Below are 12,249 nucleotides of genomic sequence, written 5' to 3'. Positions count from 1 at the left end.
CCTCACCCGGTGAGTCGCTTGACCTTGAAGGAGTGCGCGATCCTGTCGAACTCGGCGGCACGCCTGCGGTAGCAGCCGGCCGAGCAGCGGATCAGCAGGGTGGAGATCTGCCCGCCGTCTCCGGCCAGGTAGGAGGTGAGGTCGAAGGTCTGCGTGCCGGCGCCCCGGACCGCGTAGTTGAAGCGCACGTGCACCCCACGCAGGCCGTCGCCGGGCTGGAGCACCTCGTCGGCGAGCAGTTCGAAACCGGTCAGCGGGTAGCCGGGGACCTGCGCGTACTCCTTGCGCAGCGGCTCGGTGACGGGGATGACGGAGTTGCGCATGCCGTTCAGGGAGACCGCGTCCCGCGCCTCGGGCAGCAGCGTGGTGACCTTGGCGAAGACGAACGGCTCGTCCCCGGTGCCGTGACCGAGGAGGTGGCCGGCGGAGGGCTCGGCATGGGCGTCGTAGCCGATCGACCAGACGAGCCGCCTGCGCAGCCGGGCGGCCGCCGACTCGGGGTCCTCCCCCGTGGTCGCCCTGTCCAGTTCCTTCTGGTCAACCTTGCGCCAGGTCGCCGGGACCTTGAAGTAGGTGTGGCCGTCGTCGTGGCGGACGTAGGTGAACTCCGGACCCGCGCATCCGGTCAGCACGCCGCACAGGGCGGGGACGACCCCGGCCGAGACCGCGAGGGACCTGGCCCTTGATCTTTTCACCAGGGCTATACCTCCGCTTTACGGGCCAACAGGAGGGTTGTGCCCGTTTTTGGAGTATCTCTCTCCTCTCGCAGCCCAGCCATCCTGGAAATCTTGACCAAATCTTGGCGATAAGTTGGCTCCATCTGTTACGGATCATTCGGGTGAGGTCGCAGGACGGTCACCGCCTCCGGCCTCACCCGCCTGACCGGCGACGTCTAGGTCAGGCTGTCGCAACTCCTGGCGTCGGAGTCCTTGGCCGCCTTCGGCACCCACCGCACGTTGGCGAAGGAGGCGGAGAACGCGCCGTCGGTGTAGACGAGGAACGGCGTGTTGACCGCCTCCAGGTCGAGGCCCGTGGCCGCGAAGCACGCGATCGGGATCTTGACCGTCGCCTTCACCCCGGGCGTGAGCCCCTGGAACAGCGAGGTCGCGGCCACCTCGGAGAAGCACGGATAACCGCAGTGCACGCTGATCACGGTCCTGGCGGCCGGGGCCTGGTGGACGACCGTGTCGAAGACCAGGGCGCCGTCGGCGTTGAGATAGCCCCGCAGGTCGTGGCCGCCCGCCGGGTCCTGCATGTAGATCTGCGCCGGACCGGTGCCGTTCCAGGTCGCCTTGAGGCCGTCCTGCTGCACGTTGACGTCGGACTGCACCACGCCGATCGCCGAGTGCGCCGCCTCGCCGTCGACGCCGATCTCGGTGCCGCCCCAGTTGTCGGCCGAGCCGATGAAGCCCTTGTAGGGCGGGACGTCCATCCGGTTGAAGATCTCCAGGTCCTCGCTCGCCTCGCCGCCGCCGCCCGGCTGGCCGCAGCCCGCCGGAGGGGCGGTCTCGTCGAGGGTCCCGACGGATCCGCTCTGCCCGTGGCGCAGGCCGTAGCCGAGGGGGAAGAGCGGGTCGTAGCCCTCCTCGCCCGCGTTGAGCGGCGTCTGACAGGCGCTCTTCGGCCAGGAGTACGGCAGGGTGCCCGTGTAGCCGGCCCCCCTGCGCGGTCCCTGGACGAGCAGGTCCGCGACGCCGCCGCCCTCGGTGCCCGGCAGCCAGGCGACGACGAAGGCGTCGGAGCGGTTGAGCTCCTTGTTGACCCAGAGCGGGCGGCCGGTGACGTAGACGGTGACCACCGGCGCGCCCTTGCCGCTGACCTTGTCCAGGACGGCCAGGTCACCCGGGTGGAGCTTGGCCGCCTCAAGCGTCCGCCGGGCGAGGTCGCCGACCCCCTCGGCGTACGGCGTCTCGCCGATCACCGCGATGACCGCGTCGTAGGCCGAGGGGTCGACGCCGTCCGCCGTCTCGCTGAAGGTGACGTCCGCCTCGCCCAGCGCCTGCCGCAGGCCGCCGAGGATCGTCGTGCCGCCCGGGAAGTCGGCGTTGGTGTTGCCGGTGCCCTGCCAGGTGAGGGTCCAGCCGCCGGTCTGGTTCTGCATGCTGTCGGCGCTCTTGCCGACCACGAGCACCTTGGAGCCGCCGGCCAGCGGCAGCACCCCGCCCTTGTTCTTGAGCAGGACCTGCGACCTGCGGACGGCCTCGCGGGCGAGCCTCTTGGCCTCCAGTGCGTCGGCCGAGCCGGCCAGGGCGCGCTCGGACGGCTTGGGCGCGCCGAGGACGCCCGCGCGCAGCTTCACCCGCAGGATCCGCGTGACCGCGTCGTCGATGCGCGCCATCGGGATCTGGCCGGCTTCGACCTGCGCGATCGTGTTGGCGATGAACGCCTTCCAGTCGTTCGGCACCATCACGACGTCCAGACCCGCGTTGATGGCCCGCGCGCAGCTCGCGTTGGTGCATCCGGCGACCTGGCCGATGCCGTTCCAGTCGGAGACGACGACGCCGTCGAAGCCCATCTTCTGCTTGAGGATGCCGTTGAGGACGCGCTCGCTGCCGTGCAGCTTGCCCTCGTCGATGCCGAGGTCGGTGTTCGTCCAGCTGTTGAAGGAGGCCATCACGGTCTGGGCGCCGGCCGCGAGCGCGCCGTAGTAGCCCTGGGCGTGAATGTTGATCATCTCGGCCTCGGAGGAGGGGTTCACCCCCTGGTCCACTCCCTTGAGGGTGCCGCCGTCGCCGATGAAGTGTTTGGCGGTGGCGATGACGCCCCTGTCGCCGATGCCGCGCGGGTGCCGGCCCTGCAGGCCGTTGACGGCCTCGTAGCCGTAGGCCCGGGTGATGCGGGGGTCTTCGGAGAAGCCCTCGTAGGTGCGGCCCCACCGGTCGTCCCGGACGACGGCGAGCGTGGGCGCGAAGGCCCAGTCCTGGCCGGTCGCGCGGAGCTGCGCGGCGGTCGCCGAGCCGATGTCGCGGACGAGGCACGGGTCGTGCGCGGCGCCCAGGCCGATGTTGTGGGGGAAGACCGTCGCGCCGTAGACGTTGTTGTTGCCGTGGACGGCGTCGATGCCCCAGATCACCGGGATCTTCGTACGCGTGCCGGTGGACGCCTCCCAGTAGGCGTCGGCGAGGTCGAGCCAGGCCCGCGGCGAGGCGTGCTTGTCCCGGCCGGGCCACGAGCCGCCGCCGTTGAGCACCGAGCCGATGCCGTACCGCCCGACCTCCTCCGGGGTGATCGCGGAGATCTCCGGCTGCGTCATCTGGCCGACCTTCTCGGCCAGTGTCATGCCGGCGAGGATCTTCGCCACCCGCCTCTCGCCGGCCGGGTCGCGCTTGATCCGGCTCTTGACCTTGGGCCACTCGGAGAGCGTTTGCAGGCTCCTGTCGATGCGGGCGCAGCCGCGGGCGTCCAGGGGCGGTCTGCCGATCTCGGGCTGCCGGGCGCCCCCCGCCGCCCCCGCGCCCTCCGCGGCGGCGGTTCCCCCCGCCGTCCCGGCGCCCGCTCCCGGGGCGCCGACAGTGCCTCCGACCAGGAGTGTCAGGCTCGTCAGTGCCGCGAAGGCGCTCCGGCGGGCGCGTGATCGCGCGAGGGGTCCGATCATGGGCAGTCCGTTCTCGAGGCACGGCGGCGGCCCTGGCCGGACCGCATTGCGCAGATCTTGACCCTGTGAGGACGGTCCGGTCAATAGCTTCAAGAGAGCGCTCTCACGGGCGGCGAGGTTTCCGGCGGCGGGTCCGGAGCCCCCGCCCGGCCGTCCGGAATTTGGGTCTAGGCAAGGACCGGCCGCTGAATTACCTTCCGACAGGTGCCCGGCCAGGCGGCAGGCGTCCGGCCGCGGGACCGTCCATGCCCAGGAGCTCGGCGGAGCGGACCGGACAGCGAGGCCACCGGTCGCCGGCGCCCGGACCGGGGCCGTCCGGGGCCCGCCGGCCCCGCCGGCCCCGGCGGGCGCGAGCACCGCTGAGCCGCCGACCACGGAGGTCACATGCCCGGAGCCCTGCACCACCCCGAGCGGCGGCCGGTCCTGGTGACCGGGGCTTCCTCGGGGATCGGCTCGGCCGTGGCCGTCGGGCTGGCGGCGGCCGGGTATCCGGTGGCGCTGGGCGCGCGCCGGACCGCGATCTGCGAGGAGCTGGCGGCGAAGATCCGTGCCGACGGCGGGGAGGCGGTGGCGCTGGCGCTGGACGTCACCTCGGACGAGTCCGTCTCCTTTTTCGTCGCCGAGGCGGAGCGGGCGTTGGGGGAGGTCGAGGTGGTGGTGACGTGCGCGGGCGAGGTGACGCCGGAGAACGCCTACGAGACCGCCACCCCCGACTTCGAGGCGCAGCTCCAGCTCAACCTGGTCGGCACCCAGCGGTTCGTGGCCAAGGTGGCGCCCGCGATGGCGACGAGGCGGCGCGGCGACATCGTGTTCGTCAGCTCCGACGTCGTACGGCTGCCGCGCCCCCGGATGGGCGCCTACGTCGCGGCCAAGAACGGCGTCGAGGGCCTGGCCAGGGCGATGCAGATGGAGCTGGAGGGCACCGGGGTCCGGGCGTCGATCCTGCGGCCGGGGCCGACCCTGTCGGGGGTGGGCTCCACCTGGCCGGTGGAGGTCCTGCAGGCGGTGCTGGACGACTGGGTCAGGTACGGGCTGGCCAGGCACGACCATTTCCTCAACCCCCGCGACGTGGCGGCGGCCGTACTGGCCGTGATCTCCATGCCGCGCGGCGCGCACGTCACCCTGCTGGAGGTCGAGCCGGAGGCGCCCCTGCGCCCGGAGCGGCCGCAACGGCCGGGGCGGTGAACGGCGACGGCCGCAACGCCGGCGCAACCCCCGCCGTGTGACCTTCGGAGGGCGGCCGCATCTGTAACGCCCGGCGATCTTGATACGACATGTTGGTATATGTCAGGACTCTTGACGGGAAGGAGCTATCCCTGGCGGCGGAACCGGCCAAGGATGGAGGGGCCGAGACGCCCCTCACCGCGCTAGCCCCGGATCGGCAGGCTGACGGACTGGGAGTGCCCCATGAACGACCACGCGGACGACGCCGCCCCTGACCGCCGGGCCCGCGGATTGGAGATCATGAAGCGGGTCTACGGCCGCAACCACGTCGGTGACGGCCCCGGCGACTTCTTCGGCATGACCGTCGAGCATCTGTTCGCCGAAGTGTGGTCCAGAGACGGGCTGAGCACGCGGGACCGGCGGCTGCTCCTGCTCGGCCTCCTCGTCGGACAGGGCGCCGACGACATGATCGAGGTCCAGCTCGACGCGGCGCTGCGCACCGGGGAGCTCACCCCGGACGAGCTCCGCGAGATCGTCATCTTCCTCACCCACTACGCGGGCTGGCCACGCGGCGCCAAGCTCAACACCCAGGTCGAGGAGCTGATCGACCGCGTCATGAGGCCCTAGCCGTACTCGGTCATGACGCCCGCCCGGAGACACCCGGCGTCCGGCGCCCCGTGGCACCCGGGGCACCGGACGGGCGGGACGCCGGGCGGGCCGCTCAGAGGCGCTCGACGTTGGGACCCCGGCAGCGGTTGCGCGTGTCGAAGACGAAGGCGCCCATCTGCTCGACCAGCTCGTAGTCGAAGCAGTCGTGGTCGGTGAGGATCACGACCGCGTCGGCCAGGGCCAGCTCCCGGCCCGTGGGCCTGACGATCTCGATCCCCGGCGGGAGCAGGGAGTCGTCCACGTGCGGATCGGCGGCCCGCACGTCCGCGCCCAGCTTCCACAGGGCTCTGGCCACCTCGATGGCGGGCGACTCGCGGCAGTCGCCGGCGTTCTTCTTGTAGGCCAGTCCCAGCAGGAGCACCCGGCTCCCCTTGATCGACTTGGACCGCCGGTTCAGCCCGAGGATCAGCCGGTGCACGACGTGGTCGGGCATGTGGTCGTTGATGTCGTTGGCCAGCTCCACGAACCGGAAGTTGTGCCCCAGGCTGCGCTTGACCTTCCAGGACAGGTAGGACGGGTCGATCGGCAGGCAGTGACCGCCGACCCCGGGCCCCGGGGTGAAGCGCATGTAGCCGAACGGCTTGGTGGAGGCGGCGTCGATCGCCTCCCAGACGTCGATCCCGAGCTGCTGCGCGAAGATCGACAGCTCGTTCACCAGGGCGATGTTGACATGCCTGAAGGTGTTCTCAAGGAGCTTGCACAGCTCGGCCACCTGCAGCGAGGAGACGGGGACGACCTCCTGCACGATCCGCCCGTAGAACGCCCCGATCCGCTCCAGGGAGGCCCCGTCGAGCCCGGACACGACCTTCGGCGTGTTGTCCAGCCGCCATTGGGGGTTGCCCGGGTCGATCCGTTCCGGGCTGTAGCCGAGGAAGAAGTCCTCGGGTGCCTGCAGCCCGGAGCCCTCCTCCAGCAGGGGCCGTAGATACTCCTCGGTGGTCCCGGGATAGGTGGTGGACTCCAGGACCACCGTCGCGCCCCGCCGTACCAGCGGGGCGATGGACTCACCGGCCGAGCCGATGTGACGGAGGTCGGGGACGCCCTCGCGGAGCGGCGTCGGCACCGTTATCACGCATATGTCGAACCCCTCGGCGTCGGCGTAGTCGCCGCTGGCCAGATACCGCCCCGAACGGTGGGCCGCGGCCAGCAGGTCGTCGCCGACGTCTTCGACATAGGACTCGGCGGCGTTGAGCCGCTTGACCCGCCACTCGTCCAGGTCGATCCCCACGACGTCGAACCCGGCGTCGACCGCCCGCATCGCCAGCGGCAGGCCTACATACCCCTGGCCGACAACGACCAGCTTCTCTCTCATGTCAGGACCCCCGTCACTTCGAGTGATATATGACCTGACTTTAGGAGCCGAATGTTCTCACGACATTGATTTGGCGACCCCCTGGGCGTGTCGCCTCCGCGTTCGGCGGGTCCGCCGCATGTCGATTCAGGGCGGCGAGAACGGCAACAGTAAGATCGATTATCCGGGCGCATATTGATTTTGAGTTACCGGACAAAGGGACAATCTCATGATAAATAGCGGCCACCCTCGCGCTCTTCATCGAAACAGCCGTAGCCCCTGGCTGAACGCGGCTCTCGCGGCCGTCCTCACACTGGGCGCCCCCCTCGCGCTGCCGTCCAGCGCGAGCGCGAAGCCGCAGCCGGTGAGTCTCGGAGATGCCGACGACTGCGTGGTCATGGCCGGCAACGCGGTCACAAGCACGCATCTCACCATGATCACCGGTGCGGTCGCCTTGAGTCCGGGCACCACTCTGGTCGGCTTCCCACCGGGGGTGGTGCGCGGAGAGGTGCATCGGAACAACGCGGAGGCGAAGGAGGAGATGGCCGACGCGGTCGCCGCCTACAACGACGCGGCCGGGCGGACGCCCACCGCGACCATCCCCCCTGACCTCGGAGGAGGGGCGACCATCACACCGGGTGTCTACGACACTCCCGGAGGCGTCTTCGAGCTGGCCGGGACGCTCACGCTCGACGCCGAGGGCGACCCGGACGCGGTCTTCATCTTCCAGGCCGACTCCGCTCTCAACACGGCGAGGGTCAGCAACATCGACCTCGAGAACGGCGCCCAGGAGGACAACATCGTGTGGCAGGTCGGCGACTCGGCGACCCTGGGGACGCTCTCCACCTTCCGGGGGAACATCCTGGCACTGAACGGTGTCACGGTGATGAGGGGCGCGGCGGTGTACGGCCGCACCATGGCGCTGAACAACGTGGTCACCTTGAACGGCACGACCACCCTGCCGGCCACCCGTGTCACGCTGCCGAACAACCCGGCGACCGCCACGTCCCTCACCTCGTCGCCGAACCCGTCCCGGACGGGGGAGCCGGTCACCTTCGTCGCCAAGGTCAGCGGGGACTTCTTGGGGGTCAGTCCCACCAACACAGTGCTCTTCAAGGACGGCTCCGTCGTCATCGGCTCGGCCATGCTCGACAAGCTCGGCGTCGCGACGTTCACGACCACGGAACTCACCAGAGGCGTGCATCCCATCACCGCTGTCTACGTGGCCGGCGGCACCGCCGTCGGTGAGGCCTGGGTCGACTTCGCCCCGAGCGAGTCATCCGTGGTGAATCAGCAGGTGCTCCGCCGCAGGACGGCATAGACCAGCACCTTTCTCCCGGCTCCGGCGTTCGCACGTCGCGAGAACGAGGATGCCGGGCGGGACGGCGACCGGTGTCCCGTACCGCCATGTCCGGTGTCTCATCAGCCGAGCACTCCGAACCCTCGGCACGCGCCCGGACCTTGTCTCTCCCGGTAACCGGATAACGACATAACGGTGCGCGATCTCTAAATACGTGGAGATCACGAAAGATACCGACCAAACGGGCGCCTTTTATCTCGGAGTATCGTTTGTTTGCCCCAATCGTAACTTCGATCAAGCATCACCACTTCATGAATGGGCATCTCTCGTTTGCACCGCCATGCAATGCGGTGACTCGAAAATCCGATTTTCGCCGCAGGGAGAACCCATTGATTCCTCGCAGGAGCATGGCGGTCGCCGCATTGGCGATGGCCTGCGGAACACTGGGGTCGCCGGATCCGGGAGCGGCCGCGGCAAGCAGGATCACCAAACCGGCCAGAACCGCTCTCCTGGACCGGCAGACGGGTGGGGGCGCCGCCCTTCACCCGGCCTGCGGACATCGTCACTGGAATTCCTGTCGGTGCTGGTGTGATCGGTGCGGGCACCGGCATGACGGCTGCAGGCGGGGTCCTCGCGGACCGAGAGGACCGAGAGGACTGTCCGGCGAAAAAGGCTCTGACGGGAAACAGGGGCCACCCGGAGAAAGGGGGGCGAACGGACAGAATGGTCCACCCGGGTCGATTTCCAGCATCGACACGACGCTGATTTCACTTACATTTACGCCATTTGATACAAACTTCACGGCCAATGTCGTAGGTGGTACCACCTGGATCAGGGATCCTCGGACCGCCCCGCCGCAGGCATGGCACAGCCTGTCCGCGGTGCCGAACTACCCCACCGGCGTGATCGGCGTCTCTTTGACCGAGGCCGCCACCCCCCTCAGCAGCCTTCTGATCACGGTGTTGACTTCGGACGGCACCCTTGCCCAGACCAAGTGCATTCTCACCGCGCCTCCCCCGCCTCCGGGCCCGGCCTGGGGATCGACCTACTGCTCCCCGTTCACCGTCATCACCCCACCATCCGGCCTGTAGGTCCGCCGAAAACCCCGGCCCGGGTCTGTCGTGGGCGGGATGGACGCCTGTCACCGGGCGGTCAAGGCGGTGGCATCGACATCGAGGCCCGGTTGCCGTCGGCACCGGGCTCGGCCTGTCCCGCCAACGCCCCTGCCCGTTGCCGTGCGAGAGTGCGCCCCTGACCGCCTTGAAGGCCCCGGCCTGGACAGCGGACCCACCCAAGGCACTGGCATGGATGACGTCTGCAGGTAAGTCCTGTTCTGACCACGCGTTCGACCAGGCGCCTGCAGGACTCTCCCCGTGATTCACCATAGGCGTACACCGGGATCGTCAATGCCTTTCCGCTCGCGCGAGCCATGGCGCCTTCAACGGAAACCGCGATATCGGGCCGGCGTTTCTCGCCGCCGACATCTCTCATTTTTCATTAAAAACAGCGGCCGACCGGGCAGAAGTAAGCAGGGATCACGAGATTGATCCATGCCATACGGACTGCGCGCGAGGTCCCGCACCTGAGATCACCGGAGAGTTGGCTCCAATGTCCAAATCCCATTTCGATCCACCCGACCAATCGGCCGGTATGACCTCGCCGGCACAGCTGAAGTGTGAAACCGGTCACCGCGGCTCTCTCTGGCGGAGCGTCGGTCGCTCCTGGCTTGTAGCGCTGCTGACAGCCGTCCTGTCGATGGGCGTGGTCATCGGAACGCCACACAGCGCGAACGCAGATCCGGCACCGGTGAACCTCGGCGACGCCGCCTCCTTCGGCGTTCTGGCCGGGAGCGCCGTGACGAACACGAATCTCACGGCGATCACCGGAGACCTCGGAGTCAGTCCGGGCAACTCGGTGAGCGGCTTCCCGCCCGGCACGGTGAGCGGAACCGTCCACGCAGGCGACGCCACGGCGTCCGGTGCCAAAGCCGACCTGGTCGCCGCCTACAACGACATCACCGGGCGGACACCTGTCGTCACCATACCGACAGAGCTCGGTGGCACGACCAGGGCCCCGGGCATCTACAACTCCGCCAACGGCGTCTTCGGAATAACCGGGACGCTCACACTCGATGCCCAGGACGACCCGGACGCGGTCTTCATCTTCAAGGCGTCCACCCTCTCCACGGCGAACGTCAGCAACATCAACCTTGTGAACGGCGCCCAGGAGGACAACGTCTTCTGGCAGGTCAGCGGCTCCGCGACGCTCGGGACGTTCTCCACCTTCCGAGGAAACGTCCTGGCGCTGACGTCGGTGATGGTGGGCTCCGGCGCCACCCTCTACGGCCGTGCCTTCGCGCTCAACAACACGGTCACGCTCCAAGGCACCAGCAACCCACCGAAAACCCTTGTCATCGTGCCGAACAACCCGCCGACCACGACAACCCTGACCACGTCGGCCAACCCCTCCCAGCGGGGACAGTCGATCACCTTCACCGCCGTGGTGAGCCCGGTCACGGGCTCGCTCGTCCCTCAGGGCGAGGTGGTCTTCAAGGATGGCTCGACCGTCATCGGCTCAGGCTGGCACGACAACTCGGGCCCCGCCACCTTCACGACCTCGAGCCTGGCCGCCGGGCAGCATTCGATCACCGCCGTCTATCTCGGCGGCGACACCCACGACGGTGAGGCCATCGTCCATTTCGCCCCGAGCAGGTCGCCCGAACTGATCCAGACCGTGCGGACCAGCCTGTGGGACAACTCGGCGGTCCCGGCCATCCCGTCCCACATCGATCCCAATGCCAGTACGGCCGGCGTGAAGTTCAGGGCCACCACGGCCGGGACCGTCACCGGCATCCGCTTCTACAAGGGCTCGCAGAACACCGGGACACACGTCGGAGGCCTGTGGACCAGCAGTGGCCAACTGCTCGCGAGCGCGACCTTCACCAACGAGACCGCGTCCGGATGGCAGCAGGTGAACTTCCCCACCCCCGTGAGCATCGCCGCCAACACCACCTACGTCGCCTCGTACCACAGCACATCCGGGTTCTATTCGGTAACGAGACCCTACTTCAACACGCAATACACAAACAATCCGCTCCTCGCGCTCGCGAACGGCGCGGAAGGCGGGAACGGCGTATACAAATACGGCCCCACGAACGCCTTCCCGACCGACGCCTATCAGTCCAGCAACTACTGGGTGGATCTCGTGTTCACCCCTTCCGGCACTCCTTGAACGACGTGGCGGTCCGGCCGTCCGATGTGATCCCGTCTCCAAGGCCGTCACGCTCGGCGTCAAATTCAAGACGACCACGGTCCGTTCCGCCTTGGTCTCGACCTTTCCTGGTCGAAGGTGTGGTCGGCTGACGCCGTAGCCGATCACTGGTTCCGGCGTCCGGGCAGCGTGGTGGCCTGACTCACACCCGCTGGGCGAGGTTCCACGCGTCCGCAGATGTCCTTCTGATCGTCCTGGCGGCTTGCCGCCGGCACGCTGGTGCGGGCAGTGCCCGCAGCCCGCACGACGGCCATGGTGACCTACTCGGCCCAAGGCCGTCGTGCGGCGCGGGGCGGCACATCCGCTGGGGGCACGGCACCAGGGTCGGCCCAGCCGTCGGCGCGGACTGCCTTGACGCGGCCGTCAGGATTGCCCCCTTCAACAGAAGCTCGATAAAGATCCGGCAAGAACACCCCCTGACGGGAGCGTCCCTGGCCCCTTTCGGTCATCAGATCGTCAGGCTTTCAGTCGTCTAGTCATCTATTGCGACGCTTCGACTGAGAGGTTTAAGTGCCAGACGACAAGCAACAGTCCGGTCCGAGGCCGCGGCGGATTCTCCGGAGAATGATCACCTTCGGAGGCTGCGCGGTGGCCACGCTCAGCTTGCTGGGGGCGGCCTTACCTCCTCCCCCCACACCGGAGGCCGCATCGCCGACCATGATGGCGTCGGCAGGCCCGGTGGAGAACGGGATGGAATCCGCCGGGCCGGCGCCGAGCGGTTCCGAGCTCATCCCCTCCCCCTCCCCCTCCCCCTCCCCCGATTCCAAGCTCATCCCCTCCCCCTCCCCCTCCGACGAGATGTCGCCTGTCAAGGGCGCGGCTGACGGCGTACACGGCGCGAGGACCGGGAGCCGGCCTCCCCATGCCCTGAGACGCAGAGCCGACTGCCCTCCCACTTCTGTCATCTGTATAGAGAACAGTCTGCCGGGCAGTCCTCCCAGCGAGTGGGACGTACCGACC

At 68.7% G+C, this 12,249-nt stretch carries 8 protein-coding genes; 5 read left to right on the top strand and 3 right to left on the bottom strand.

Annotation, left to right across the window (positions count from 1 at the left end; translation table 11 throughout):
• Positions 1-2: 2 nt before the first annotated feature.
• Positions 3-695 carry a hypothetical protein gene (locus J2S55_RS30465; RefSeq protein ID WP_306868022.1) on the bottom strand — a complete coding sequence of 231 codons (693 nt, stop codon included), beginning with the start codon at positions 693-695 and terminating at the stop codon, positions 3-5.
• A gap of 197 nt (positions 696-892) precedes the next feature.
• Complete coding sequence (locus tag J2S55_RS30460) at positions 893-3,595, bottom strand: glycoside hydrolase family 3 protein (protein WP_306868020.1); 2,703 nt, start codon at positions 3,593-3,595, stop codon at positions 893-895.
• A 384-nt stretch (positions 3,596-3,979) separates the two neighbouring features.
• Here J2S55_RS30460 and J2S55_RS30455 point away from each other — a divergent pair, with 384 nt between their 5' ends.
• Positions 3,980-4,780 (top strand): SDR family oxidoreductase, encoded by an 801-nt coding sequence (locus J2S55_RS30455; RefSeq protein WP_306868018.1) that lies wholly within the window; start codon positions 3,980-3,982, stop codon positions 4,778-4,780.
• Between the two features lie 222 nt (positions 4,781-5,002).
• A complete protein-coding gene (locus J2S55_RS30450) occupies positions 5,003-5,386 on the top strand; it encodes a carboxymuconolactone decarboxylase family protein (protein ID WP_306868017.1) in 384 nt (127 codons plus the stop codon).
• 94 nt (positions 5,387-5,480) lie between these two features.
• Here the strand turns inward: J2S55_RS30450 and J2S55_RS30445 are convergent, their stop codons facing one another.
• Positions 5,481-6,740 carry a nucleotide sugar dehydrogenase gene (locus J2S55_RS30445; protein WP_306868016.1) on the bottom strand — a complete coding sequence of 420 codons (1,260 nt, stop codon included), beginning with the start codon at positions 6,738-6,740 and terminating at the stop codon, positions 5,481-5,483.
• Between the two features lie 343 nt (positions 6,741-7,083).
• Here J2S55_RS30445 and J2S55_RS30440 point away from each other — a divergent pair, with 343 nt between their 5' ends.
• The 3 genes from J2S55_RS30440 (at position 7,084) to J2S55_RS30430 (ending at position 11,250) form a co-directional block, all read left to right on the top strand.
• Positions 7,084-8,040: an ice-binding family protein gene (locus tag J2S55_RS30440; protein WP_306868014.1), complete on the top strand. Its 957-nt coding sequence runs from the start codon at positions 7,084-7,086 to the stop codon at positions 8,038-8,040.
• 860 nt (positions 8,041-8,900) lie between these two features.
• Positions 8,901-9,110, top strand: a complete 210-nt coding sequence (locus J2S55_RS30435) for a hypothetical protein (protein ID WP_306868012.1) — start codon at positions 8,901-8,903, stop codon at positions 9,108-9,110.
• Positions 9,111-9,825: 715 nt separating this feature from the next.
• Complete coding sequence (locus J2S55_RS30430) at positions 9,826-11,250, top strand: ice-binding family protein (RefSeq protein WP_306868010.1); 1,425 nt, start codon at positions 9,826-9,828, stop codon at positions 11,248-11,250.
• Positions 11,251-12,249: the final 999 nt, after the last annotated feature.

The sequence above is a fragment of the Streptosporangium brasiliense genome (genome assembly GCF_030811595.1).
Lineage (GTDB): Bacteria > Actinomycetota > Actinomycetes > Streptosporangiales > Streptosporangiaceae > Streptosporangium > Streptosporangium brasiliense.
Note: the sequence above shows the minus strand (reverse complement) of the source record. Positions and strands in the feature narration are given on the sequence as shown.

Bases quoted from the DNA above. Each gene is read 5' to 3' on its own strand.
- J2S55_RS30445 (WP_306868016.1), bottom strand. From the start codon at position 6,740: ATGAGAGAGAAGCTGGTCGTTGTCGGCCAGGGGTATGTAGGCCTGCCG.
- J2S55_RS30455 (WP_306868018.1), top strand. From the start codon at position 3,980: ATGCCCGGAGCCCTGCACCACCCCGAGCGGCGGCCGGTCCTGGTGACC.
- J2S55_RS30450 (WP_306868017.1), top strand. From the start codon at position 5,003: ATGAACGACCACGCGGACGACGCCGCCCCTGACCGCCGGGCCCGCGGA.
- J2S55_RS30460 (WP_306868020.1), bottom strand. From the start codon at position 3,595: ATGATCGGACCCCTCGCGCGATCACGCGCCCGCCGGAGCGCCTTCGCG.